This window comes from Roseateles chitinivorans (assembly GCF_050632235.1).
GTDB classification, from domain to species: domain Bacteria; phylum Pseudomonadota; class Gammaproteobacteria; order Burkholderiales; family Burkholderiaceae_C; genus Roseateles; species Roseateles chitinivorans_A.
The window spans coordinates 1280335-1305353 of the sequence record NZ_CP192584.1; the positions used below are offsets into that span (position 1 = coordinate 1280335).

Sequence of the window (25019 nt, forward strand, 5' to 3'; positions counted from 1 at the left end):
GGCAGTCAACGACACGGAGTCAACGAGCCGTGGATTTCCTGAGCTCGTGCATCATGCAGCCGTAGTCCTTCAACGGCATCAGACCGATGTCGGCGCGGGCGCGATCGATGTCGGCGAGGTTCGCCACTGCCAGTCCCTGCTGGAGCGCACCAGCCCAGTCGTGCTGCGTGCCATAGCGCTGAGGACGTCCGCTCTTGCGCAGGAGGCGGTCTGTGAGCCGCGCCAGATCGTCGGACGCGAATTCGCGCCGCTGCCATCGGATCTCGAACTGCCGGAGCGTGTCAAGCTGGAACTGCGGATCGCGATCCGCGTGGTGTACCAGCAGCCACATCAGATGCAGGCCGTATTCGCCGATGTCGTCGGCGGTCGGGAACTCCCGGCCCTTCAACTGGTTGGTCAGCCAGTTGTAGTTCTCGCCGTCCAGGCGAGAGGCAGTCTGACGATCGCGCTCGCGATAGCCGTTGCTGACGTAACGCTGCCGCGCTGCCTGTTCGTTGTCTACGCGGCGCTGAAGTTCATCGCGGAGCTGCGGCTCCCGCAGCTGGCGAGCGGCGTCGCGCGCCTTCATCGCCTCTTCGCTCTGTTCCGGATGAGCATCCAGCCAGGCCGCAGCGTCGGGACATTGCGGCGCCCAGGCGCGGTCATCGGGTTCCTCGGCGCGTGCCTGCGTGAGCAGGGCCAATGAAACGGCAAGCGCGGAAGCGATCGTCAGCTCACGCATGAACCGACCTCAGGGCTTCAGGAAGTCGTTCTCCACCCACGCCGCCGCGCTCGCCTCGTTGAACTTGAACCCGGCAGCCACGCGCACCTGCGCCAGCTGCTCGCCGTCGTCGTTCAGCGCGGTCAGCGTCGCATACGGGTTGTCTTCATCCGGAACGATGTCGAGCAGCACTTGAATGCGGCCATTCGCCGTATCCAGCTTCACGCTCTTGTGCAGCCGCGCATGCAGCTGCTGCTCATGCCGGCGCAGCACCTCGGAGGCCGTCTTCACCAGCGTGTGGAAGGCGGCCGCATCGAGCGGTTTCGGGTTCTTCTTGTCGCGGCCCATGGTCCAGGGGCCGACCAGCGCCGGTTCCGCCTCGCCGATCAGGGTCATGGCGACGGCCCAGCCTTCGTCGTCCTCGTTCTTGATGACCTGCGCGGTCCAGCGCTCGTCCTGCCACGTGCGCGGCTCCTGGATGATGGGGCGTTCTTCGTCGGGGAAATTCGTGCTCATGGCGATGAAGGTACCACGCGGTCGCACGCATCCCAGCGACGCCGGGCGGCCTTCGCGACCGGCGACAATCCATCCATGACCGAGTCCGCCCCGCCGCCGCAAGAGCAACCGCGCAACCCGTTGCACGGCCTGACGCTGGAAACCATCGTGACCGAGCTGGCCGAGGAATACGGCTGGGACGGCCTCGACGAGCGCATCCCGCTGCGCTGCTTCGCCTTCGAGCCGAGCGTCAAGTCCAGCCTGAAGTTCCTGCGCAAGACACCCTGGGCGCGGGAGAAGGTCGAGGGGCTCTACCTGTTCATGCTGCGGGAGCGGCGGCGGAACACGACGCGGCCGTGACCGGCGAGACCATCGCCCAACCGAGCGCCTGGTAGAGCGCGGCCCCCGCCTCGGTGGCCACCAGCACGCCGTGCCGGGCACCGCGATCGACCGCGGCACGGGCCAGCGCGGCCATGACGCACCGCCCAAGCCCCTTCCTCCGATGCGCCTCGGACGTGACGATCTGATCGAAGGTCGCAAACGCTCCGTCGATGGCGGCCTGGCCGCCTGCCGCGAGTTCGCCTGAGTCGGTCACGACCTGGGCCACCACGATCGCGCCGACCTGTCCGGTCTGGATGAGGTATCCGGCCACGGCCGATTCCGCCTGGCCCGCGAGCGGCGTGCTCATCAGGAACTCCGGCGCGTGGACGGTCCAGTCGCCGGACAGCAGCGGGGCGACGTCCTCCGGCGGGGCGCAGACCTTCAGCCAGACGCCCGGGCCGGCCGCGGTGGCCACGAGTCGTCGCAGTACGTCGGGATCGAGTTCGGGAAGCACGTAGCGCCTGACCTGCTCAGGCTTGCCGACCTGGATCTGCCAGTAGCCGGCGTGCGCGAGGGGAGCGGGCGTGCTCCTGGAGATCGCCCAGCCATGCGCCCAGGCGCGCGCGGCGATCGTCTGCTCGAGGGCACCGGTCGCAGGCCAGTCCGACGGATTCGAGGTGGGCATGTTCATGAGTGGACCCATCTTCACCGGCGGATGCCAGAGCGCGGAAGGTCATGCCGGTGGGCGCCAAAGGTCGCCGGACCGGTGACCGCTCATCCCCTGCCGATGCAGTTCACGCCGCCGCGATGCAGCTTCGTCGCGGGGCGCTGGAGGGCGGGGCGGTCGATGACGACACTGCATTCATCGACACAGCAACCCCTTCCGGAGATCGACATGAACGCCACCCAACGCCTCGCCATCACGTCCGCCACCAGCACCACCGCCAAGGCCTTCGCCTTCGGCGCCGTGGCCGCGCTGGCCCTGGGCCTGGGGATCGCTCATGCGCAAAGCCAGCGCGACCTGCGCGCCTCGATCGTGACGCTGGACCCGGTGGTCGTCACCGTGAAGCGCCAGCAGCTGCCGACGGTCTACGTTACCGGCCGTCGCGACGCGTCGGCGGACGACCGCCAGTTCGCCCTCGCGGAATGAACGCCGACGGTTGCGCCGTGTCGGTGGAGCGATCCACGGACTGAGATCCTCGGCCCGCTCCAAAGCAAGACGCCCGGCTCATGCCGGGCGTCTTGCTTTGGGGGCGCGACCTCGTCGGATCGATGCCGGCCGATGTCCGGTCGATCAACGCTCGATCACAGGTCGATGATCCCGCGCCTCACCGCGATCGTGACCGCGTGGGTGCGGTCGCTCGCGACCAGCTTGCCGAGGATGCTCTTCATGTGCGCCTTCACCGTGCCCTCGGCGATGTCCAGCTGGCTGCCGATCCGCTTGTTCGAGCGGCCTTCGGCCACCAGCTTCAGCACGGTCGTCTCGCGACCGGTCAGGTGCTGATCGGCCACGTGCTCGGCGAGCTGCACCGCCAGCGCCGACGGGAAGCGCCGGCCCCCGGCATGCACCGCGCGGATGGCGTCCAGCAGGTCCTTGCGCAGCGTCTCCTTCAGCAGGTAGCCCGCCGCGCCGGCCTGCGCGGCTTCCAGCAACTGCGCCGGCGCGCCGAAGCTGCTGAGCATCACGACCCGCGCCGCCGGGAACTCGTCGCGGATCGCCTTCAGCGCGGCGATGCCGTCCATCGTCCGCATCCGGACGTCCATCAGCGTCACGTCCGGCAGGTAGCGCCGGAAGGACTCCAGGGCCTCGGCGCCGTCCTGCGCTTCCGCCACCAGGCGCATGTCGGGCTGCGCACCGATCGCGCCGGCCAGGCCCTCGCGCAGCATCGGATGGTCGTCGACCGTCATCACGCGGATCGGCCGGTCGTTCTTCAGCGGTGTCATCGTCATGGCGCGCGTCCTCTCTGCGGTCACTCTGCCCGTTCGTGGGAGGGTCGGGATCTCTCCTTCGGGAGATGCCGACGCGCGTCGGTGACAGACGGTGGAAGCCGCGCCGCGGACTGCCTACCCTGTACGAAAGAGGGAGGCGGGAGGGACCCCAAGCGGCATGGCGTCATGCGCGGCCACTGGCGAACATCGCCGTCACCTCGCCCATCGGCTCAGGTATCCCTCCCCATTCGGCAACCTCTTCCCCGCCTGAAGGACTCCCTCATGACCACGAACTCCACCCGCCGCACCGTCGCGGCGCTCCTCCTCGCAGGCGGAGCCGCGATCTCCGCCGTCGGCGCCCTCGGCGCGCTTTTCGCGGCCTCGCCCGCGATGGCCCAGTCGAGCGCCTCCGCGGCGGCAAGACCCGGCCCCATCGTCGAGCGCGACGCCACCGTGAACGGCGTGAAGCTGCACTACCTGACGGCCGGCTCGGGCGACGCCACCCCCATCGTGCTGCTGCACGGCTATGCGCAGACCAGCCGGATGTGGCGTCCGCTGATGCCGCGCCTGGCCACCGACGGCCCGGTGATCGCGGTGGACCTGCGCGGCGCCGGCGGGTCCGGCAAGATCGACCGTCCCGGCGAGAAGAAGCTGCTGGCCCAGGACATCCACGCGCTGACGCAGCAGCTGGGCTACAAGAAGGTGAAGATCGTCGGCCACGACATCGGCCTGATGGTCGCCTACGCCTATGCGGCGCAGTATCCCGACGAGGTCGAGAAGATCGCCTTGCTGGACGCCTTCCTGCCGGGCGTCGGCGACTGGACCAAGGTCTGGCTGCTGCGCGACCTGTGGCACTTCCACTTCTACGGCGAGGTCCCGGAGAAGCTGGTCGCCGGCCGTGAGCGCATCTACTTCGAGCACTTCTGGAACGACTTCGCCGCGGACAAGACCAAGTCCATCCCCGAAGCCGATCGCAAGTTCTACGCGGCGGCGTACGGGCAGCCCGGCGGCATGCATGCGGGGTTCGGCTACTTCAAGGCGTTCGAGCAGGACGCCAAGGACTTCGACGCGATGTCCAAGACCAAGCTCAAGATGCCGATGCTCGTGCTCACCGGCGAGAAGGCCTCGGGCGAGTTCCTGATCGGACAGGCGCGCCTCGTCGCCGAGTCGGTCGACGGCCGCATCGTGAAGGGCGCCGGCCACTGGATCATGGAAGAGTCCCCGGAGTACACGATGGGGGCGCTGGTCGAGTTCCTGAAGTGATCGAGGGCCTGGCGTGAGCCGGGTGCCCCGCCGGGATGCGTGGCAGCGCCGCGCGCGGACCGGCGGGGCGCCGCACGGCAGTCGTCAGGTGAACCCGCAGAGGAAGTACGGACCGGACAGGTGCTTGCACCTTGCCCACTCGCCGCCGAAACTGGAGGGATTGCGTTCGACGGACGGGTCCTCCCAGGTCGGCGAATGGACCACGCCGCGCCAGTTGTTCAGCAGGCCGCCCAGGGGGAAGACGAGATCCGCAGCCCGGCCCGGCTCGTGGAAGCAACGCTTCGATGCGACGCATGACGGTGTCATGCCCTCTGCGGCCTCGCGAACCGAGCGGTCGAAGTAGGGGCGCTCCATCCAGAACCACGCCTGCTCTCCGAACTGATCCAGCGCGCCGAAGATCCACATCGCCCACATGATCAGCGTGACCAGGCCGGCGCGGATGCAATGCTCGCGATCGTCATCTCGTCGGGCGCCGAGGGCAGCGCTGAGGAGCGCGACGAGCCCGCTGATGCCGACGATCAGCGAGAGGATCAGGCCGAGGAAGGGATCGAACTCGATCTGATAGAGCGACAGGCCGAGCACGCCGGCAACGAAGATCGCCGTCGCGAGTGCCGTCGCGAGTGCCGTCGTGACGAAGGCCGAGCCGCTCTGGCGAGTCGGAACAACAACCGGGGTGGGCTGCGCATGATGAAGCATCGGCGCAGCGTACGGACCGAGGGTGTGCTCAGCGTGAAGTCGCCGCCTCGGCGGGCGGCGTGACTCCGGCGCCGATGGCGCCTTCAGCCCCGGCCGGACTGCGGCAGCTTGCTGTCGGGCGACGGCTGCCGTTCTGGACGGCGCGGAAAGTCTTCATTCGGATGGTGAGCGTTGAGGTGGTCGTCCGGTCGCGCATCGCTCCCCTCGGGGAGTTCTTCGTCGGGCGTGCCTCCTCCTGCATCCGATGACCGCCGGGGCGAATCCGCTCCGTCATTGCCGGTGCGGACAGCCCCGGAATTCGAGGCGTCATCGGTGCCATCCGCATCCTCCTCGTCGTCTTCCGGCGCGTCCGGATCGGCCGATCCGCCGACGGGCTTGTTGTCCCCCACCGGGTCGTCGTTTTCGTTCTCGGGACGCGACGTTCCAGGAGCTTTCGTGCCGCCAGGCGAGGGACTGCTGTTCATGATGAGGCCTTCGTTGTGCCGAGAAACCGGCTCAACGACTGGACGCAAGTTCGAGGCCACCGCGCGCCGCCTTCGACGTAAAGACGGAGCCGCTTGGCGTCACGTGACGAGGTCTTCGTTCCGCAGCGGGAGGCCGGGGCGGCGACAAGAGGCCGCTCGGTAATCCGGGCCGATAACGAGGAAACGCGGAGAGAACTTGCCGAGCCTGGTGTCCGGGCCGTTCAGTGATCGTCCTTCGCGCCGCCGGTCTCGCGACGAGCCGTCGCCTTGTCGTCGGTCTTCGACTGGGCCTCGTGTCCGCTCTGCCACGCGTCCTTCCGCTCGCTCCACAGGTCGGGGCATTCCCCCGTGGTGGTCGGCAGATTGTGGGTCTCGTCCATTGGGTTCCCCGAAGAACCGTCGCCACGGGCCGCCGCTTTCGCGCCTTGTCGCTGGAGTTCCGCCCGCTCCGCAGTGGGCAGCGCGCGTTCCTCGCCGGGCCCTTGTCGCTTGTCCGGGTGGGGGCGGGTACTGCGCTTCATCGTCCACTCCAGGCTTGATCGTGAGCCCCATTAGGCGCTCTCGGCGAGGCGGACGATGCCGGGATGGAATTCCTCAACCGGTGAACCGGTACGACACCAGCGACTCGCTGTCGCTGTCCGCCACCAGCGCCTTGCCCGCGGGCGGGAACGCGCGCTGGACGCAGTGCTCGCGCGGACAGACGCGACAGCCGGGGCCGATGGGGATGGCCTGCTTGGACACCGTGCTCTCGTCGAAGGCCAGGCCCTCGGCGTACACCAGCTCCCGCGCATGCGAGATGTCGCACCCCAGGCCGATCGCGAAGAGCTTGCGCCGTGCCAGGTAGCCGCCGCCGCCGTGCCGCTCGATCGTCCGCGCGATGCCGAAGAAGCGGCTGCCGTCGGGCATCTCTGCAATCTGCGTGAGGAACCGTCCCGGTTGCGCGAAGGCCTCGTGCACGTGCCACAGCGGGCAGGCGCCGCCATGCCGCGCGAAATGGAAGCTCGTCGCGCTCTGCCGCTTGGAGATGTTGCCCGCCTGGTCCACGCGCACGAAGTAGAACGGCACGCCGCGGTTGCCGTTGCGCTGCAGCGTGGACAGCCGGTGGCAGACCGTCTCGACGCTCACCTGGAAGCGCTGCTGCAGCAGCTCGATGTCGTAGCGCGCGTTGCGCGCCGCGGTGAGGAACTCGCCGTACGGCAGCAGCGCCGCGCCGGCGAAGTAGTGGGCGAAGCCCTGTCGCGCCAGCGCGCGCGTCGCTTCATCGACGAAGGCGCCGGCGCCGAGTTCCGCCTCGATGGCCTCGGCCTCGGCGATCAGCGCGTACTGCGTGGCGAGCTGGAACGCCTGCTGTGCATCGCTCAGGAAGCGCGGCAGGCGCAGCAGCCGCCGGCGCGCGTCGTAGTGACGCAGGAAGGCGTCGGACGTCTCCTCCCGCGTCTCGGGCTCGCCGCCCACTTCGGTCTTGATCCCGTAGCGTTGCGACAGCAGATCCCGCAGCGGCTGCGCGCGACGGCCGGGCACCAGGCCGAGCGATTCCGCCAGTTGCTCGCCGCGCAGGTCCAGCTCGTCGAGATGGTTGTTGCGCCGGTTCAGGTGATCGCGCACCGCCTCGTGCGGCAGCGGCTCGCCGCGGAACGAGGGCGGGGCACCCGCGGCCTCGCGGCCCTGTTCGCCGTAGAAGCGGTCGATCATCTGCGAGTGCTCGTCCTGCAGCCGCAGATAGCGCTGGTGTAGCGCGACATAGGACTCCGCCAGTTCCGGCGCCTGCTCGACCAGCCGCGCGACCTGCGCCGGCGCCATCACCGTCGTCGTCAGCGAGCGGTCGCGCAGCGCCGCGTCCAGGTCGGCCAGCAGCTGCTGGTCCTGCTCCTCCGAGAACTGCCCGATGCCGCCGCCGAACACCTCCGCCAGCTTGATCAGCACGCTCGCCGTGACCGGCCGCTGGTTGGTCTCGATCTGCGACACGTAGCTGAGCGACAGCCCCAGCCGGCTCGCCAGCTCGGCCTGGTTCCACTGCAGCTGCTCGCGCAGCCGACGGATCCGCGGACCGATGAACAGCTTGCGGGACGAGCTCGCCGCGGCGCCGTGGGGGCTGTCGGTGCGTTTCACAGGATTCGCTGATTTCACAGATTGCGTGTGGAGTGTTTTGCCGCCGCACCGCTTCACAAGAGGAAGAACTGGTGTCTTGCGAAGTGTGTGGATAGATTCTCTGTGAAATTCAACCCACCGTCGAGTGCGCCGCCAAACGGGTCGTGAATGGTTCGCGAACGGCAAGCAACGATGGCATCGAACTCCTGGAGACAGTGCATGAGCCGCGAAGAGTTGCCCCGCATTCCGTTGTTGATCAACGGCGAATTCGTCCAGTCGCGCAGCACCGAGTGGCGCGACGTGATCAACCCCGCGACGCAGCAACGCCTGGCCCGCGTGCCCATGGCCACGCCCGACGAGGTTGAGGCCGCCATCGCCGCCGCCCAGGACGCCTTCAAGACCTGGCGCAAGGTGCCCATCGGGCAGCGCGCGCGCATCTTCCTGAAGTACCAGCAGCTGATCCGCGACAACATCAAGTCGCTGGCCGCGACGCTGACGGCCGAGCAGGGCAAGACCCTCGCAGACGCCGAGGGCGACGTGTTCCGCGGGCTCGAGGTCGTCGAGCACGCGGCCAACATCGGCTCGCTGCAGATGGGGGAGCGCGCCCACAACGTCGCCGGCGGCGTCGACACCTACACCCTGCTGCAGCCGCTGGGCGTGTGCGCCGGCATCACGCCGTTCAACTTCCCCGCGATGATCCCGCTGTGGATGTTCCCGATGGCGATCGCCTGCGGCAACACCTTCGTGCTCAAGCCGTCCGAGCAGGATCCGATGGTGACGATGCGGCTCGTCGAGCTCGCGCTCGAAGCCGGGATTCCGAAGGGCGTGCTCAACGTCGTGCACGGCGGCGAGGACGTCGTCAATGCGCTGTGCGACCACGCCGACATCCGAGCCATCTCCTTCGTCGGGTCGACGCGCGTGGGCACGCTGGTCCACGACCGCGCGACCCAGGCCGGCAAGCGCGTGCAATGCATGATGGGCGCGAAGAACCACGCCGTCGTGCTGCCCGACGCGCACAAGGAACAGACGCTCAATGCGCTTGTTGGCGCGGCGTTCGGCGCGGCGGGCCAGCGCTGCATGGCGGTGTCGGTCGCGGTGCTGGTCGGCGCGGCGCGCGAGTGGCTGCCGGACCTGATCGCCAAGGCCAAGGGCTTGAGCGTCGGCGCTGGCGATTCGGCGACGACCGATGTCGGACCGCTCATCTCCTGCGCGGCGCGCGATCGCGTCGAGAGCCTCATCGCCCGGGGCATCGAGGACGGCGCGACGCTGGCCCTCGACGGACGTCTGCCGCCGCTCAGCGGCCAGTTGAAGGAAGGCAACTTCGTCGGCCCGACGGTCTTCAGCGGCGTGAAACCCGGCATGACGATCTACGACCAGGAAGTCTTCGGCCCGGTGCTGTGCGTTGCCGAGGCGGCCACGCTCGATGATGCGATCGCAATGATCAATGCCAACCCGAACGGCAACGGTACGGCGCTCTTCACGCAGTCCGGCGCGGCGGCGCGCCGCTTCGAGGACGAGATCGACATCGGCCAGGTCGGCATCAACGTGCCCATCCCGGTGCCGGTGCCGCTGTTCTCGTTCACCGGCTCGCGCGCGTCCAAGCTCGGCGACCTGGGGCCGTACGGCAAGCAGGTCGTCCTCTTCTACACGCAGACCAAGACCGTCACCGCGCGCTGGTTCGACGACGCGTCCACCGGCGGCGTCAACACGACGATCAGCCTCAAGTGAGCCGCGAACCCTGAACCGGTGAGGACCTGATGGACTTCGAGCTCGACGAGCAGCAACGCGCCTTCCAGCAGGCGGCGCGCGACTTCGCCCGCGACGAGATGGCGCCGCATGCGGCGGAGTGGGACGCGCAGTCGTTCTTCCCGCGCGACACGCTGCGCCATGCGGGCGAGCTCGGCTTCTGCGGGCTGTATGCGCCGGCGGAACGCGGCGGGCTCGGCCTGCCGCGGCTGGACGCGACCATCGTGCTGGAAGAGCTGGCCGCGGCCTGCCCGTCGACGACGGCTTTCCTCAGCATCCACAACATGGCGGCGTGGATGGTGAGCATGTATGCGGAGGAGGCGATCGCGCGGCGATTCGGTCCCGCGCTGTGCAGCGGCGCGAAGCTGGCGTCGTACTGTCTGACCGAGCCCGGGTCGGGCTCGGACGCCGCCTCGTTGCGCACGACCGCGCGCCGTGATGGCGATGACTACGTGATCGACGGCAACAAGGCCTTCATCTCCGGCGCCGGCGCGACCGACGTGCTGGTCGTGATGGCGCGCACCGGCGGGGCGGGCGCCGACGGCATCTCCGCGTTCCTGGTCGAGGGCGACTCGCCCGGCGTCCAGTACGGCCGCAAGGAAGAGAAGATGGGCTGGAACAGCCAGCCCACCCGCGCGATCGCCTTCGACGGCGTGCGCGTGCCGGCGGCGCATCGGCTGGGCGAAGAAGGGCAGGGCTTCCGCATCGCGATGCAGGGGCTGGACGGCGGTCGCATCAACATCGCGACCTGCTCGGTCGGCGCGGCGCAAGGTGCGCTGGCGGCGGCGCAGCGCTACATGCACGAGCGCCACCAGTTCGGCCGCGCGCTGGCGGACATGCAGGTGCTGCAGTTCAAGCTCGCGGACATGGCGACCGAGCTCGTGTCGGCGCGGCAGATGGTGCGGCTCGCCGCGTCCAAGCTCGATGCGAAGTCGCCCGATGCGCAGGTGTACTGCGCGATGGCCAAGCGACTGGCGACCGACATCGGCTTCAGCGTCTGCAACGAGGCGCTGCAGATCCACGGCGGCTACGGCTACATCCGCGAGTACCCGCTGGAGCGCTACCTGCGCGATGCCCGCGTCCATCAGATCCTAGAAGGCACCAACGAAATCATGCGCGTCATCGTCGCGAGACGGATGTTGCAGGACCAGGCGCCGGAGGCGATCCGGTGACGGAAGTACAGGAGCCTTCTTACTCCCTCTCCCGCTTGCGGGAGAGGGCAGGGGTGAGGGTCAGCGGCCTCTCGAAGTCAGCCGACCTGCAACCCTTAGCCCTCATCCACAACCTCACTTCTGCGACCTCATGACTGACAACCACGACACCATTGCTGCTTACGCCGGTCTGCGCTTGGAGCGCCGCGGCCATACGGCCGTCGTCACGCTGACGAATCCGCCCGCCCACACATGGACCGCCGACAGCCTGGCCGCGCTGACGCGGCTGGTCGGCGACCTCAACCGCGACCGCGAGATCTACGCGCTGGTCATCACCGGCGACGGCGAGAAGTTCTTCAGCGCCGGCGCCGATCTGAAGCTGTTCGCCGACGGCGACAAGGGGGTCGCCGCGACGATGGCGCGTCGCTTCGGTGAAGCCTTCGAGGCGCTCGCGGGCTTCCGCGGCGTGAGCATCGCGGCGATCAACGGCTACGCCATGGGCGGCGGACTGGAATGCGCGCTGGCCTGCGACCTGCGCATCGCGGAGTCGCATGCCGTGATGGCGCTGCCCGAAGCGACCGTCGGCCTGCTTCCCTGCGCTGGCGGCACGCAATGGCTGAGCTGGACCGTCGGCGAGAGCTGGGCCAAGCGCATGGTGCTGCTGGGCGAGCGCGTCGATGCGGAGACGGCGCTTCGCATCGGACTCGCCGACGAGCTGGTGCCCAAGGGCAGCGCGCTGGCGAAGGCGCTGCAGTGGGCCGAGCGCGTTCAGGCGCAGAGCCCCACCAGCGTGACTGCCTGCAAGCGGCTGATCCAGGGCGCGCGCAGCGCGCCGCCGCAATCGCAACTCGCTGCGGAGCGCGAGGCCTTCATCGGCCTCTTCGAGACCGAGGACCAGCGCGAGGGCGTCCAGGCCTTCCTGGGCAAGCGCAGCCCGCAGTGGCGCAACGCCTGAGGAGACGCGATGACAGTCATTCAGAACGCCACCCCGGACGCGCGAACGAGCCCAGGTGAGCACGCGCAAGCCCCGGTGCTGTTCCGCACCGTGGTGACCGCGTCGGGCCACCGCTTCGGCCACGCCACGTTGAACGCGCCGGCCAGCCTCAACGCGCTGACCCTGCCGATGGTCGATCTGCTCCAGGCGCAGTTGAGCGCGTGGGCCGACGATCCGCAGGTCGCGGGCGTTGTCCTCGACGGCAACAGCGAGAAGGCCTTCTGCGCCGGCGGCGACGTGGTCGGTCTGTACCGTGCGATGCGCGCCGCCGGGCCCGGCAAGGTGCCGCGCGACGCCGCCGAGTTTTTCGAGCGCGAGTACCGCCTCGACCACACCCTCCATCGTTACCCGAAGCCACTGCTGGTCTGGGGCCACGGCATCGTCATGGGCGGTGGCATCGGGCTGATGGCGGGCGCGTCGCATCGCGTGGTGACGCCGCGCAGCAAGCTGGCGATGCCCGAGATCACGCTGGGTCTCTACCCGGACGTGGGCGGAAGCTGGTTCCTCTCGCGGCTGCCGGGACGCACGGGGTTGTTCCTCGCGCTCACCGGCGCGCCGTTGAACGCCGCCGACGCGCTGTGGGCCGGACTGGCCGATCGCGCCGCGCGCGCCGAGGATCACGGCGCCTTGCTCGAAGGCATCGCGCATGCGCGTTGGGACGGCGAGCAGGCGGCCGACGCCGAGCGCCTCGACGACCTGCTGCGCGCGCTGCCGTCCGCGGAGATCGCGCCGAGCCAGCTGGCGCCGCATCGCGATCGCATCGACGCGCTCATCGGGCCTCACGACACGCTGGCGACGATCGCGCCGCGGTTGCGCTCGCTGGCGTGCGAAGACGACGCCTGGCTGGCTGCGGCCGGGTCCACGTTCCAGAAGGGATCGCCGACCTCCGCTGCGCTTGCGATCGCCTTGCAGCGCCGTCTGCGACGGGCGTCGCTCGCCGAGGTGTTCCGCCTGGAGTACCAGGCCTCCGTCGGCTGCTGCGTGTTCCCCGACTTTGCCGAAGGCGTGCGCGCGCTGCTGATCGACAAGGACAAGACGCCGCGCTGGCAAGGCGCCGCGCAGGACGAAGGCGGCGACGCGCATCTGGACGCGCTGCTCGCGCCGCGCTTCTCCGGCGACCATCCGCTCGCCGATCTGCGCTGAGTCCGCGCATCCATCCCATCGACCCCATCCACGCATCGAGCCGATCGATGACAGGGCATTGCCCATCGCGCATGCCGTCAAGACAAGGAGACAAGACCATGAGCGACACGGCGAACGGACACGCGTCGGCCACTGAACGCATCGCCTTCATCGGCCTCGGCCACATGGGCGGGCCGATGGCGGCGAACCTGGTGAAGAACGGCTACCCGGTCGCGGCCTTCGACCTGAGCGAAGCGGCCCTCGCGGCCGCGCGCGCGGCGGGCGTCACCGTGGCGCCGTCGGCGGCGGCGGCCGTGGAGGGGGCCTCGGTCGTGATCTCGATGCTGCCGGCCAGCAAGCACGTCGAATCGCTGTTCCTCGGCGACGACGGACTGATCGCCCGCATCGCCACGGGCGCGCTGGTGATCGACTGCAGCACCATCGCTCCGGCGAGCGCGCAGCGCGTCGCCGAAGCGGCGCAGGCGCGGGGGCTCTCGATGATCGATGCGCCGGTGTCCGGCGGCACGGCCGGCGCCGCGGAGGGTACGCTGACCTTCATCGTCGGCGGCGAGGCGGCCGCGCTGGAGCGCGCCCGCCCCGTGCTCGCGGCGATGGGGAAGAACATCTTCCACATGGGCGCGTCCGGCGCCGGCCAAGTCGCCAAGCTGTGCAACAACATGGCGCTCGGCGTGATCATGGCCGTGACCGGCGAGGCGCTGGCGCTCGGCGTGTCACACGGCCTCGATCCGCAGGCGCTGTCCGCGATGATGGCCGTGAGCACCGGCCGCAGCTGGGCCACCGAGGTCTGCAACCCCTGGCCCGGCGTGAAGCCGGAAGCGCCCGCATCGCGCGGCTACACCGGCGGCTTCGGCAGCGACCTGATGCTCAAGGACCTCGGCCTGGCGGTCGAAGCCGCCCTGCAGGTCGGCGCGGCCGTGCCGCTCGGCGAGCTCGCGCGCAATCTCTATGCGCTCAACGGCCGGGCGGGGCGCGGCGGCCTGGACTTTTCGAGCGTGCAGCAGCTGTTGACGAAGCCGCCGGTCAGTCAGCCCTGAGCGCGAGGGCCTCGACGGCCTGAAGTCCCTGTTCCATCAAGGCGAGCAAGGCGGTGTTCGCCTTCTTCGCCGAGCTGCCGCGTTCCAGCAGCCGGACCGCTTCCTCGCGGGCCGTTCGCACCGTGAGCACGATCATCCCGGCCATCAGTCGCGACAGCCCATCCGGCTTGGCGCCTCCCAACTCGATCGCGAGCGCCTCGGCCCCTTCGTCCGACAGCTCGCGCAGCCGAGCCTGGAGCGACGCGCTCGACGCCAGCACGCGCCACCAGTCCAGCGACGGCGGGGCGATGTAGCAGAGCGGATGCTTCTCGCTGACCATCGTGCGCAGCAGCGTCCGGATCGCGTCGACCGGCGATTGACCCTCCGCTCGTGCGCGCACCGCCTCCCGGAAGGGCAGCAGCCTGAGGTCGTCCTGGCGGTCGAGCAGCAGGTCTTCCTTGCGTGGGAAGTAGTTGAAGACGGTCATCTTCGACACGCTCGCCGCCAGCGCGATCTCGTCGATCGTCACCGCGTCGAAGCCGCGTTCGAAGAACAATTCAGTCGCCACGTCGGAGATCCGCTGCCGGGTCTCGCGTTTCTTGCTATCGCGTAACTCGCCCATGGGCGCGCAGCTTAGCCGAAGCCGGCGCTCGCGCGAGCGCAGTGCCCGAGAAAATTAGACCGGGTATAAAAATCATTGCGAAAAAGATTTACCGAGTACAAAATTAATCCGGATCGCGCCGTGTTGCCGCGCGAGAGGACAAGCGGATGACGTCGGAGAACGGAAAGAAGGTGCTCATCTCGGGCGCGAGCTTCGCGGGGCTGTCGTCCGCGTACTGGATGAGCGAGCTGGGCTACGACGTGACGGTCGTCGAGATCGGCCCCGGCCTGCGCACCGGCGGAACCGCCGTCGACCTGCGCGGCGATACGGTCGACATCGTCCGGCGGATGGGCGTGCTGGACGAGATCCGCGCGAACCGCCTGCATTTGCGGCGATGGGAGTTCAAGAACGCCGACGACAGCACGGCACGTGCGATCGTGGTCCGGGAGGAGGGCGATCCGCTTCCGGAGGACGAGTTCGAGATCGAGCGCAACGTGCTGCTCGACATCCTGTTCAACGCCGTCCAGGGACGCGCCCGCTTCGTTTTCGGGGACTGCGTCGTCGGCCTTGCCGAGGCAGCCGATGGCGTCGAGGTCACGTTCAACCAGGGCGCGCCGGGCATCTTCGACCTGGTGCTCGGCTGTGACGGCATGCACTCGGGGGTGCGCCGGCTCTGGTTCGGCGAGGAGTCGCAGTACGCGCACTTCCTCGAACAATATTTCTCGATCACGATCCTGGACAAGCTGCTCATCGAGCGCGACACCGCGCAGCTGTTCAACGTGCCCGGCAAGGTGGTCATGCTGAACGCCTACAAGGACAAGACCGACGTCATCCTCGGTTTCGTCAGCGAGACCGAGATCGCCGTCGACCATCGCGACGAGGCGCGGCAGCGCCGGATCATCGCGGAGCAGTTCGCTGGCCTGGGCTGGCGGACCCCGGAGATGCTCGAGGAGATCTCGGCTTCGGCGAGCTTCTATTTCGACAAGCTGTGCCAGATCCGGATGCCGGCGTGGTCGCGGGGCCGGGTCGTGCTGGTGGGAGATGCGGCTTACTGCGCATCGCCGGCGGCCGGCATGGGCGGGTCGTTGGCTGTCCACGGCGCGGCGGCGCTGGCCGACGCGATGCGCGCGGCCGATGGCGAGCATGTGCTGGCGTTCCGCCTCTACGACGAGCGGTTCCGCCCGTTCGTCGACGAGGTGCAGGCGCAGGCGGTGAAGACGGGGCTCGAAAGCCTGGTGCCGCGGACGGAGGAGGCGATCCGCGCCCGGAACGCGAAGACGGGCGCCGACTTCTAGAATTTCAGGCGGAGCTTCCCACCGATCGCTCCGACTTGAGCGCGGCCATCGACGCGACCCGCGCGAGGCTCGTGAGGTCGACCGGCTTCGTCAGGTGCGCGTCGAAACCGGCGGCCGTCGCGCGGCGCTGGTCTTCCTCCTGGCCCCATCCGGTCAGCGCCACGATGTGCACGCCGTGGCCGATCTCCTCGCGCACGTGGCGGCAGGCCTGGTAGCCGTCGATGCCCGGCAGGCCGATGTCCAGCAGCACCAGGCCCGGCGCGAAGGCGCGCACGTCGTCCACGATGCGCGTGGCGTCGTAGGCCACGCGGACCTCGCCGCCACACATCGTCAGCAGCATGGCCACGCCGTCGGCGGCGTCCTGGTTGTCGTCGACCACCAGCACCCGCAGGCCGGCCAGGTCCGCGTCGTCGTCGTCGCGGGCCGGTGCCGGAGCCACCGACGCCGGCGTCCCCACCGGCAGCCGGATGACGAATTCGCTGCCGTGGCCGGCGCCCTGGCTGCTGGCCTCGATCGAGCCGTCGTGCAAGGCCATCAGGCTGCGCGACAGCGCCAGGCCGATCCCCATCCCGCCATGGCGCGAACTGTCGGACCGCGCCTGCGTGAACAGGTCGAAGATGTGGGGCAGCATCTCCGCGGCAATGCCGACGCCGGAGTCGGTGATGCGCAGCACCTGTTCCCAGCCCGCGCCGGTGGCCGCGGGCTCGACCGCGGCGCGGATCGTGATGCGCCCGTCCGTGGCGGTGAACTTCACCGCGTTGTGCAGCACGTTCGAGATCACCTGCGACAGCCGTGTCGGATCGACGTCGAGCTGCCGCTCCGGGTCGTCGAGATCGACGACGAGGTCGATGCCGCCGGCCACGATCTGGTGGCGGTGCGCCTCCAGCGCGCTTTCCACGAGCGACCGCAGGCTGACCCATTCGCGCTTCAGCTGCACCTTGCCGGAGCGGATCCGGGAGACGTCCAGCAGGTCGTCGATCAGGTGGACGACCTGGGCGATCTGCCGTTCCATCATCGGCCGGACGCGCTCGATCAGCTTGACGTCGCCGTTGGCCCGCTTGAGCACCTCGATGCCGCTGCGGATCGGCGCCAGCGGGTTGCGCAGTTCATGGGCCAGCACGGCGATGAACTCGTCCTTGCGCCGTGCTTCCTCCTGCAGTTCGCGTTCGCGGGCCAGCAGGGCGTCGTGCACCTGGTTGCGCTCGATCAGGTCGGCGGCCTGGCGGCCCAGCAGGTCGAGGAAGCGGAGCTCGTGCTCGCTGAGCTCGCGCGGCTCGGCCCAGTGCGTGGAGAACATCCCGATCGGACGGCCCGAGCGGCTGAGCAGCGGCGTGGACTGGGCGCAGCGCACGCCGTCGTCCAGGTGCAGGCGGTTGGAGCCGTCCAGGTCCGGATCGTCGGGGTCGTCGAAACGCACGAAGGTCCGTTGCCCCGCGGCCAGTGCCCGGCCGCACGGGGAGCCGGACGAGGCGTCGACCACCGCGAAGTGCGCCGTGACCTCGGGGCTGAAACCGCGCGAGGCGAGGAAGGTCAAGGTGCCGGTCTGCTCGTCGAGCAACTGGATCGTGCCGGCGTTGCCGCCCAGGATCTCGATCGCCGCCTCGAGGATCTCGCCGAACAGCATCGAGCCGCCGTCGGCGCCGACGAGTCGGGCCGCCACGTCCCGGAGGCGCCGCGTGTCGTTGAGCTCGCGGGTGATGACCCGCTCCACCTGCTCACGCTCGTTGAGCAGCGCGGTGATGCGCTGGTTCTCCCACTCCAGCAACTCGCGGGCATCGGCCGCCGCGGCCAGCGCGGCCAGGCGCTGGGCATCCAGATCCTGCGCGTCCAGCTGGGTGCCGACGAGCTTGGCGAACAGCTCCAGCGTCTGCAGCAGCACGGGGTCGTCGAGCTTGGCGACCTGCGGGTCGATGGCGCACAGCGTGCCGAAGAACGAGCCGTCCGCGCGGAAGATGGGGATCGAGACGTAGCTCTCGAAGCCGTACTGCCTGGGCGTGTGGTGGTGGCGGAAATGTTCGTGGGCGCTGGCGCTGCCGAAGATGACGGGGCGTCCGTGCTGGCGGATCTCGTTGCAGATCGTCGAGACCAGCTCGAGCTCGTCGCCCGGCTTGAGCCCGAAGGCGATCTCGTCGCGGACCGCGCAGGCGGTCCAGGACGTGTCGGTCACGCGGGCAACGGCGGTGAAACGCATCCCGGTCAGACGCGCGGTGGCGTCCAGGATGGTCGGCACCACGGCCATGCGGCCGATCGCGTCGATGTACTGCTGTTCCGTGCCCATCGGCGGATGTTAGCGCTGTCGCCCCGGTTGCTCCGTCCATCTTCAATTCCCGTTTGAAATAGAACCTGCCGTCGGACGCCTTATCAAGGCGGGCCTGCCTCCCTACATTGGCTGGACGGTCGCCCATCGGCGTCCCCCGGTCACTCTCCCTTCGATCACTCCCCTCTGACAGGCAGGTCCATGTCTCCTCACGCTTCCCTCACGCACGCCACGGCCTCCATCTCCCGCGACAAGGCGCAGCAACTGCTGCTGGCCGCCCGCCAGGCCGCCGATGACATCGGCTTCCAGGCCGCCATCGCCATCACCGACGGCGGCGGTCACCTGAGCGCGTTCGAGCGCGCCGACGCCGCGCCCTTCCTCACCGTCGGCGTGGCCATCGACAAGGCCTACACGGCGACGTCCTTCGGGCTCAGCACCGACGTCTGGAACCACGTGGTCGCCCAACCCGCCACCGCGCCCCTGGCGAACCATCCGCGCGTGATGGCCGTGGGCGGCGGCGTGCCCATCGTCGCGGGCGGCCGGGTCGTCGGCGGCATCGGCATCTCGGGCGGAACGGCCCAGCAGGACCACGACGCCGCTGTCGTGGCGCTGCGCGGACTTGGTTTCGAGGTGGCCCCATGAGCGCCGACGGAACGAAGCCTGCCTACATCGTCTTCATCAAGGAAGCGACGCTCGACGCCGACGAGATGTCGCAGTACGGCGCCGCCGTCGGCGCAACCTTCGAAGGCCACGATGCCCAGGTGCTGGCGGCCTACGACGCCCATGAAGTGGTGGAGGGCGCGCCGATGGAAGGCGTGGTCCTGCTCCGCTTCCCGTCGGTGGAGGCGGCACGGGCCTGGTACTTCAGCCCGGCCTACCAGGCTGCAGCGCAGCATCGCTTCCGCGGCGCCAGGTACCGTGCGGTCATCACGGAAGGCCGGGTGATCGGCTGAGGCGGGTCAGGGCGGGGTCAGGGCAGGGTCAGGGTCAGGGTGTCGCGCTCATGTGCTCGACGAACGCCTTCACCTTCGGCGGCACGCGTGCGCCGGCGGCGTAAAGCAGATAGGCGGCACGCTCGTAGGTGCCGGCGGGTGTCCACGCCTCGAGCACGCGCACCAGCCGCCCGGCGTCCAGGCCGGCCTGGGCGGAGAACAGCGGCAGCAGCGCGATCCCCGCGCCCTGTTCGGCCGCCGACGCGAGCGCGAGACTGTTGCCGATCGCCTGCCGCGGCGCGATGGCGACGGTCATCTGCTCGTCGCCGCGCCGCAGCGGCCAGTTGGCGTCGAACGCGCCGAAGCCGAGGTGGATGCAGCGATGCCGCGTCAGCATCTCCGGCCGCTCCGGCGCGCCGTGCGCCGCCAGATACGCGGGAGACGCCACCAGCACATAGGGTGTATCGAACAGCTTGCGCGCGACGAGGTCCTGCGGCGGTTTCGTCGTGATGCGCAGCGCGACGTCGACGCGCTCGGTGACGATGTCGATCGGACGGTCGTTCAGGGAGAGCTGGAGGTCGACGTCCGGATACGCCGCCGCGAACGAGGCCAGCCTCGGCGCGAGCCACAACTGCCCGAGCACCACCGGCGCCGAGACGCGCAGCACGCCCGAGGGACGTGCGCCGTAACGAGCGGCGAGCGCATGCACGTTGCCGGCGGCGTCGCGGATCAGCGCGCATTCGCGCAGCACCTGCTCGCCGAGCTCGGTGAGCGCCATCGAGCGTGGGCCGCGGATCAGCAGCTTGGCCTGCAGCGCGCGCTCCAGGCGAGCCACGCTGCGGCTCATCGACGACGGCTCCACGCCGAGCGCCCGCGCGGCCTGCGAGAAGCCGCCATGCTCGACGACGTGCCAGAAGGCGACCATCTCGTCGAGCATCAACGCGGGGCGATCGCCGCGATGGCTGCTGTCGTTCTCGGGCGGGGTTGTGGTCACTCGCTCGGCGCTTTGGAAGGGGCACTCATGATAAGTGGCAGTCCTCGATCACACGTGCAGTGCTCGGTGCGCGTTACCCCCTCTCCCGCTTGCGGGAGAGGGTAGAGGTGAGGGCCAGCGGCGGCGCAAGTAAGGAAGCCTGTTGACTGCCGAGTCTGCTGGCCCTCACCCCCGCCCTCTCCCGCAAGCGGGAGAGGGAGTGAGCGTGACGGGACGATCCGGCTCAGCGCGCCATCGCCGTCGCCGCCAGCAGCATCCACGTCGAGTGCGGGATCCACTGCTCGACCCAGCGCCATTGCTCGTCGTCCGGACCCGGTCCGAAGGCGATGCCTTCGCCGGTGTCACTGCCGACCGCGCCGGTGATGCCGTTGGAGATGCCGCCCGCGAACATGTCGCCGGCGCTCGAGGCCACGGTCGGCGGGTTGCGCTGGCCGAAGCCGTAGAGCATCGAGATGCCGTAGGGGTTCCTGCCCAGCGTCCAGTCGACCTGGTCCTGCGCGAACGCGGCCCAGTCCGCCGGCAGGGTCGGGGAGACCTTGCGGCCCGCCACCGCCACCGCGGTGCTCAGGGACAGCAGCCGCGCGCTCTCGCCCTGCCACCAGTAGCCGGTCTCGTTCCTGTGGGGAATGAAGAAGCCTTCCAGCACCGGGCCGTCGGCCTTGCCATCCTTCGCGAGCTGGAACGACTGCCGCGCGTAGCCGAACGGATTGGAGACGCGCCGCGTGATGTCGACCTCGTGCTGCAGCGCCGCCTTGAGCACGGTGGTGGCGCGGGCGCGGCGGGCGTCGTCGGTCTCGATGTCGAGGTAGTGGCCGAGGCTCAACACCGGCAGGCCGGCCTCGACCGCGTGATAGTAGGGACGCGAGCCGCCGTCGCTGATGAAGCCGCCGTCGGCCGCCTGGCGCTGCATCAGGCTGTCCGCGCGCGTCCGCGCTGCGTCGAGGAAGCGCGCGTCCTTGGTCGCGTTGAACAGCTCCACCGCGGCCATCAGCGCGGTGTAGTCGTCGATGATGTTCTCGACGCCGTTGGCGGTGTACTGCGCGTTGAACTTCTGCAGATGGTCGAAGCCCTTGATCGCATCGGCGAGGTAGGTCTTCCCGTCGACGCTGCCATGCCGCCCCGACTGCTTCGCCAGCAGCGAGGCACGCGCCAGCGCGGCGATCGCCATGCCGCCGCCCGCGCGGTAGGCCGAGCGGTACAGCTTCGTGTAGCGCCCGTCGTCGCCCTCGTAGCCGACGACCATGCGCTCGGCGCCTTCGGCGCCCCATTTGTCGAAGACCGTCGTGTAGAAGTAGCCCTCGGCGTCGAGGATGCGGTGCAGGTAGTCCGCGCCCCAGAACGCCTCGTCCTGGGCGCGCTTGAGCAGCCCCGCGCGGCGGTACAGGTCCGCCGACGCGTCCGCCGTGTAGGCCAGCGCCCAGGCCGCCATCGACGTCTGCTGCGGGTTGAAGAAATTGGCGTAGCCGAGATGCGACAGGTACTTGCCGGTGTCGCCGCCGGCGTCCTTCCAGCCGCCGTGCACGTCGACAAAACGATCCGTCTCGAAGATGCGGATGCGCCGATCGCCCTTGCCGGTGTGGCGGCTGCGATGGAAATAGTCGAGCAGCTTGTCCGCCGTCGTCGCGAACAGCGCTCGCTCGCGCACCCGCACCGGCGCGGATGTCACGCGCTGGCCGTCGAGCGTCGCCTCGACGCGGTAGACGCCCGGCGCCTGCACCGCGGAGAAGTCCGCTTCGAAGTAGCGTTTGCCCGCGCCCCATGCGGAGAAGTCCGGCAGCGGCTTGAGATCGCCCTCGGCCACGGTCTTGCCGCCGGCCATCACGCGGTAGCGTCCGTTCGTGGCCGAGCCTGTCGACTCGACGATCGCGCGTTTCGGATCGGCCGGCGACAGCGCCACCTGATTCACCTGCACCAGCAGCGGATCGGCGGGGAGCCGGACGGAGACCGTGGTGATCTTCTCCGTCGCCTCGGCGGCGAGGGCGCCGGCGGGCGCGACCGACAAGGTCGAGAGGATCGCAAGGACCGCCGCCGTCGCGGCGGAGGCGATGACGGAGCGACGGGTCGCGGGCGTCCCGCGTGTGGAGGCGACAGGGGTCATGGGATCGATCATCGAGGCTGGGGACACAAAGGATGGCGCGTGGAAACGACAGGCGGCGGTGCGCCCGCCAGGACGCACCGCCGCCGCCGCTCAAGTCCGGAACCGGCGTTCCGGATACCGGGCCGGCATCAATTCCAGGCCATGTTCTTCGGCCACTTCACGCCCGAGGTCGGGCACTTGCCGGAGTTGTTCGGGTACTTGCTGTTGATGACGCTGTTCACCACGCTGACGTTGCTCATCGTCGGATCCTGCTTGTAGATGTCCAGCGCCATGCTGGCGCGCCAGCAGTTGCCCTTGTCGTCGCCCAGGCTGGACGACGAGAGCCAGCGGATGTACTGGTCCGTCAGGTAGGTGGCGAAGCAGGTCTCCGGCGTCATGCTGCCGCAGGCCGACTTGGACTGGGTGAACGCCGAGATGCTGCCGATGGAGCCCGTGTTCACCTGCACCTGGAAGGCCAGGCCGACCAGGTTGTACTGGCTGAAGCTGGTGAAGCCGATCTTCTTCAGCGCGTCCAGCACCGGCAGCAGCTTGTCGCTGTCGATGTGCGAGTAATGGCTCATCACGTACTGCGCCTGGCGGTTGTCGAAGTCCGACTGCAGCGCCTGGCAGATCTTGGTCAGCGCCGCCTTCTTCTTCGAGTTGGTCCGGGACAGGTTCGGATACGGGTCCAGGCGCGAGTCGTCCGCCTTCATGTCCGCCGCCGCGATGCCGGTGACCTGGACGCCCCAGTTCTTCATGTCGGTGTTGGTCGCACCGGTCTTGCCCAGCACGTAGGGCGCGTAGGCGTTCTTGAAGTAGTCCGGGAAGTCGCCCACCGTCGTCACGCCGACCGGGCCGAAGGTGTCGCCGCGGTAATCGGAGATGCCTTCGTTGTGCTCGTAGTCGACCTCGCAGTAACGCCAGGGTTCCGGGTCTTGATAGTTGGTGGTGCCGTTCTCCGGATAGGCATCCATGCTGAGCACGGCCTGCCACTGGTTGACCGTCAGCTTGCGGCCCTTGTCGAAGACGTTGCCGTAGACGCGCGAGTCGCCCACGGGGATGACGCCGGCCGCGGCCGCCGCCTTGGTGGCGGTGACCAGCGGCTGGCCGGTGGCCGTGAAGGTGTTGGTGTAGACCCAGCCGTCCTGCACGTAGACGCTGGGTTGGCCGTTCGCCGGGCCGGCTGCCTTGGTCTTGCCGGCCGCGACAGCCGCGGACGCGCCGCAGACGAGGGCCAGGACGGTGAGCGCCGCTTGCACGCCGATGCGGCGGACGCTGGGGGAACGAGATTGCATGGTGGTTGCCTCCGAAAACACGGGGGTAGGGGGCGTGGCCTGCGCCACGGGACGGGATTCCCGAGAGCCGCTGCCCACCACTCTCGCCAAGCCGGTCCTGCGCTCGGGGGCGTGGGTCGTTGCAGCCCATGGGCGGCGAATGTAGGCGGAAGATTTCACCGACGCAATAAATAAAACCACTGGATGTGTAAATTGATTTGTCAGCCGGCCCCGTGATGCTGTCGTGAAGCTGCGTCAGAATGGGGATACCCGAAGGACCATCCGCCAGCATGAGAACCACCAGTCGAGGGGCTACCCAGCAGTCGAGCGCACCGTACAACCGCCGCGTGGTGCTGGACTTCATCCGGCAGCACGGCGCGGCCTCGCGCAAGGACATCGCGGACCGGGTGTCGCTGAGCCCCCAGACGGTGGCCAACATCACCAACGACCTGGAAGCGATCGGCCTGATCGTCTCGAGGCGGCAGAAGGTCGACAAGTCGCGCGGCCAGCCGCCGATCGCGTTCGAGCTCAATCCGGCGGCGGGCAACGCGATCGGGATCAGCCTGGAGCCGGGCCGCGCCTCGGCCGCGCTGGTGAACCTGGTCGGCGAGATCCGCAGCCGCTGCGAGGTCGACATGGACACCAGCGACCGCCGCCAGATGCTGGCCGCGATGCTGCAGCTGGTCGCGCAGCTGCGCCGCGAATCGACCGAGCCGCTGTGGGGCATCGGCGTCGCGCTGCCGGGGCCGCTGGGTCACACGGACATCAGCTTCGTCGGCCCGACCGCGCTCGAGGGATGGAATGACCTGTCCGTGCTGGACGAGCTCGGCGAGGTCACGGGGCTCTCCGTGTTCTACCGCATCGACAGCGTGGCCGGCGCGCTGGGCGAGACGCTCTTCGGCGTCGCGCGCAACCTGGACAACTTCTTCTATCTGCACCTCGGCCTCGGCCTGGGCGGCGCGCTGGTCATCGGCCGCGCCGCCTATCCCGGGTCGAACGGCAACGCCACCGAAATCGGCCACGTGCCCATCGTGCCGGGCGGCACCCCGTGCTACTGCGGCAACCGCGGCTGCCTGGAGCGCTACGTCTCGATGCACTCGCTGGCCGAGGCGCTGGGCGTGTCCGACCACGACGTCTGGACGCTGGACCTCGCCAAGCGCCTCAAGGACCCGAAGGACAAGGCGCTGCACCAGTGGTGCCGCCAGGCCGCGGACCGGCTGCGCGACGCGGTCTGCATGATCGAGAACATGCTGGACCCGCATTCGATCGTCATCGGCGGTTCGGCGCCCAAGGTGCTGGTGGAGCACCTCGTGGCCCTCGCGCAGCCCTGGCACCGCTCGGTGCGCGGCGGCGTCGCGACGCCGGAGACGCGGCTGCTGCTGTCGGACCGCCAGGACGACAGCTCCATCCTCGGCGCCGCCGTGCTGCCGATCTACGAGATGCTGTCGCCGCGCCTGGAGACGCTGCAGCAGGACCGCCGCGGCGAGGCCGACGTGGCCGAGCTGCTGGGCCACCGCCCGTCCATACCTAAACGGGGGTAGGCCGATCGGACCGTGGGGCGTGCAAGACGGGATGAGGGTAAAGCC

Annotated in this window: 25 protein-coding genes; 12 read left to right on the forward strand and 13 right to left on the reverse strand. The window is 69.2% G+C overall.

From position 1 onward, the window contains the following. Window positions 1-19: 19 nt before the first annotated feature. Together ACQ859_RS05795 and ACQ859_RS05800 are read right to left on the reverse strand one after the other, a co-directional pair. Entirely contained in the window at window positions 20-721 is a 702-nt protein-coding gene (locus tag ACQ859_RS05795; protein WP_431264957.1) for a DUF6624 domain-containing protein, read from the reverse strand. A 9-nt stretch (window positions 722-730) separates the two neighbouring features. Beyond that, window positions 731-1216 carry a hypothetical protein gene (locus ACQ859_RS05800; protein ID WP_088404788.1) on the reverse strand — a complete coding sequence of 162 codons (486 nt, stop codon included), beginning with the start codon at window positions 1214-1216 and terminating at the stop codon, window positions 731-733. Window positions 1217-1291: 75 nt separating this feature from the next. Here ACQ859_RS05800 and ACQ859_RS05805 point away from each other — a divergent pair, with 75 nt between their 5' ends. Next, window positions 1292-1555 (forward strand): VF530 family DNA-binding protein, encoded by a 264-nt coding sequence (locus ACQ859_RS05805; RefSeq protein WP_431264958.1) that lies wholly within the window; start codon window positions 1292-1294, stop codon window positions 1553-1555. On the opposite strand, the gene ACQ859_RS05810 is transcribed toward ACQ859_RS05805, so the two are convergent. After that, entirely contained in the window at window positions 1515-2207 is a 693-nt protein-coding gene (locus ACQ859_RS05810; protein ID WP_431264959.1) for a GNAT family N-acetyltransferase, read from the reverse strand. The genes ACQ859_RS05805 and ACQ859_RS05810 overlap by 41 nt on opposite strands. A gap of 204 nt (window positions 2208-2411) precedes the next feature. Between ACQ859_RS05810 and ACQ859_RS05815 the strand changes: the two genes are divergently transcribed. Then, window positions 2412-2666: a hypothetical protein gene (locus tag ACQ859_RS05815; RefSeq protein ID WP_431264960.1), complete on the forward strand. Its 255-nt coding sequence runs from the start codon at window positions 2412-2414 to the stop codon at window positions 2664-2666. Between the two features lie 155 nt (window positions 2667-2821). Here the strand turns inward: ACQ859_RS05815 and ACQ859_RS05820 are convergent, their stop codons facing one another. Next, window positions 2822-3466, reverse strand: a complete 645-nt coding sequence (locus tag ACQ859_RS05820) for a response regulator (protein WP_431264961.1) — start codon at window positions 3464-3466, stop codon at window positions 2822-2824. Between the two features lie 261 nt (window positions 3467-3727). Here ACQ859_RS05820 and ACQ859_RS05825 point away from each other — a divergent pair, with 261 nt between their 5' ends. Beyond that, the gene (locus ACQ859_RS05825) at window positions 3728-4708 is read left to right on the forward strand and encodes an alpha/beta fold hydrolase (RefSeq protein ID WP_431264962.1); all 981 of its coding nucleotides are present in this window, start codon (window positions 3728-3730) and stop codon (window positions 4706-4708) included. 84 nt (window positions 4709-4792) lie between these two features. On the opposite strand, the gene ACQ859_RS05830 is transcribed toward ACQ859_RS05825, so the two are convergent. The 4 genes from ACQ859_RS05830 to ACQ859_RS05845 form a co-directional block, all read right to left on the reverse strand. Next, complete coding sequence (locus ACQ859_RS05830; RefSeq protein ID WP_431264963.1) at window positions 4793-5404, reverse strand: hypothetical protein; 612 nt, start codon at window positions 5402-5404, stop codon at window positions 4793-4795. Window positions 5405-5487: 83 nt separating this feature from the next. Beyond that, the gene (locus tag ACQ859_RS05835) at window positions 5488-5868 is read right to left on the reverse strand and encodes a hypothetical protein (RefSeq protein ID WP_431264964.1); all 381 of its coding nucleotides are present in this window, start codon (window positions 5866-5868) and stop codon (window positions 5488-5490) included. Between the two features lie 221 nt (window positions 5869-6089). Beyond that, window positions 6090-6389, reverse strand: coding sequence for a CrpP-related protein (locus ACQ859_RS05840; protein ID WP_431264965.1), 300 nt, complete (start codon window positions 6387-6389; stop codon window positions 6090-6092). A 73-nt stretch (window positions 6390-6462) separates the two neighbouring features. Next, window positions 6463-7977, reverse strand: a complete 1515-nt coding sequence (locus tag ACQ859_RS05845) for a short-chain fatty acyl-CoA regulator family protein (RefSeq protein WP_431264966.1) — start codon at window positions 7975-7977, stop codon at window positions 6463-6465. Window positions 7978-8175: 198 nt separating this feature from the next. On the opposite strand from ACQ859_RS05845, the gene ACQ859_RS05850 reads away from it, so the two are divergent. The 5 genes from ACQ859_RS05850 to mmsB all read left to right on the forward strand — a co-directional run bounded on the left by ACQ859_RS05850 (window position 8176) and on the right by mmsB (window position 14024). Beyond that, on the forward strand, window positions 8176-9684 hold the full coding sequence (locus ACQ859_RS05850) for a CoA-acylating methylmalonate-semialdehyde dehydrogenase (RefSeq protein WP_431264967.1): 1509 nt from the start codon (window positions 8176-8178) through the stop codon (window positions 9682-9684). 29 nt (window positions 9685-9713) lie between these two features. After that, the gene (locus ACQ859_RS05855) at window positions 9714-10874 is read left to right on the forward strand and encodes an acyl-CoA dehydrogenase family protein (RefSeq protein ID WP_431264968.1); all 1161 of its coding nucleotides are present in this window, start codon (window positions 9714-9716) and stop codon (window positions 10872-10874) included. Window positions 10875-11004: 130 nt separating this feature from the next. Continuing rightward, entirely contained in the window at window positions 11005-11808 is an 804-nt protein-coding gene (locus tag ACQ859_RS05860) for an enoyl-CoA hydratase (protein ID WP_431264969.1), read from the forward strand. Window positions 11809-11817: 9 nt separating this feature from the next. Further along, window positions 11818-12990, forward strand: a complete 1173-nt coding sequence (locus ACQ859_RS05865) for an enoyl-CoA hydratase/isomerase family protein (protein ID WP_431264970.1) — start codon at window positions 11818-11820, stop codon at window positions 12988-12990. Window positions 12991-13088: 98 nt separating this feature from the next. Continuing rightward, complete coding sequence (mmsB, locus tag ACQ859_RS05870; protein WP_431264971.1) at window positions 13089-14024, forward strand: 3-hydroxyisobutyrate dehydrogenase; 936 nt, start codon at window positions 13089-13091, stop codon at window positions 14022-14024. Here mmsB and ACQ859_RS05875 read toward each other — a convergent pair. After that, window positions 14011-14571 carry a TetR/AcrR family transcriptional regulator gene (locus ACQ859_RS05875; RefSeq protein WP_431264972.1) on the reverse strand — a complete coding sequence of 187 codons (561 nt, stop codon included), beginning with the start codon at window positions 14569-14571 and terminating at the stop codon, window positions 14011-14013. The two genes, mmsB and ACQ859_RS05875, sit on opposite strands and share 14 nt — an antisense overlap. Window positions 14572-14771: 200 nt before the next feature. On the opposite strand from ACQ859_RS05875, the gene ACQ859_RS05880 reads away from it, so the two are divergent. Further along, window positions 14772-15899 (forward strand): FAD-dependent monooxygenase, encoded by a 1128-nt coding sequence (locus ACQ859_RS05880; protein ID WP_431264973.1) that lies wholly within the window; start codon window positions 14772-14774, stop codon window positions 15897-15899. 4 nt (window positions 15900-15903) lie between these two features. Here the strand turns inward: ACQ859_RS05880 and ACQ859_RS05885 are convergent, their stop codons facing one another. Next, window positions 15904-18177 carry a GAF domain-containing protein gene (locus ACQ859_RS05885; RefSeq protein ID WP_431264974.1) on the reverse strand — a complete coding sequence of 758 codons (2274 nt, stop codon included), beginning with the start codon at window positions 18175-18177 and terminating at the stop codon, window positions 15904-15906. 180 nt (window positions 18178-18357) lie between these two features. On the opposite strand from ACQ859_RS05885, the gene ACQ859_RS05890 reads away from it, so the two are divergent. Next, entirely contained in the window at window positions 18358-18798 is a 441-nt protein-coding gene (locus ACQ859_RS05890; RefSeq protein ID WP_431259377.1) for a GlcG/HbpS family heme-binding protein, read from the forward strand. Beyond that, the gene (locus tag ACQ859_RS05895) at window positions 18795-19109 is read left to right on the forward strand and encodes a DUF1330 domain-containing protein (RefSeq protein WP_431264975.1); all 315 of its coding nucleotides are present in this window, start codon (window positions 18795-18797) and stop codon (window positions 19107-19109) included. Before ACQ859_RS05890 ends, ACQ859_RS05895 begins: the two co-directional genes overlap by 4 nt. Before the next feature lie 34 nt (window positions 19110-19143). Here the strand turns inward: ACQ859_RS05895 and ACQ859_RS05900 are convergent, their stop codons facing one another. From ACQ859_RS05900 to ACQ859_RS05910, 3 genes are all read right to left on the reverse strand, one after another. After that, a complete protein-coding gene (locus ACQ859_RS05900) occupies window positions 19144-20082 on the reverse strand; it encodes a LysR family transcriptional regulator (protein WP_431264976.1) in 939 nt (312 codons plus the stop codon). A 223-nt stretch (window positions 20083-20305) separates the two neighbouring features. After that, complete coding sequence (locus tag ACQ859_RS05905; protein WP_431264977.1) at window positions 20306-22180, reverse strand: glycoside hydrolase family 9 protein; 1875 nt, start codon at window positions 22178-22180, stop codon at window positions 20306-20308. A gap of 128 nt (window positions 22181-22308) precedes the next feature. Then, window positions 22309-23454: a hypothetical protein gene (locus ACQ859_RS05910; RefSeq protein ID WP_431264978.1), complete on the reverse strand. Its 1146-nt coding sequence runs from the start codon at window positions 23452-23454 to the stop codon at window positions 22309-22311. Window positions 23455-23723: 269 nt separating this feature from the next. On the opposite strand from ACQ859_RS05910, the gene ACQ859_RS05915 reads away from it, so the two are divergent. Continuing rightward, complete coding sequence (locus tag ACQ859_RS05915) at window positions 23724-24974, forward strand: ROK family protein (protein ID WP_431264979.1); 1251 nt, start codon at window positions 23724-23726, stop codon at window positions 24972-24974. The last annotated feature ends 45 nt before the right edge of the window (window positions 24975-25019 follow it).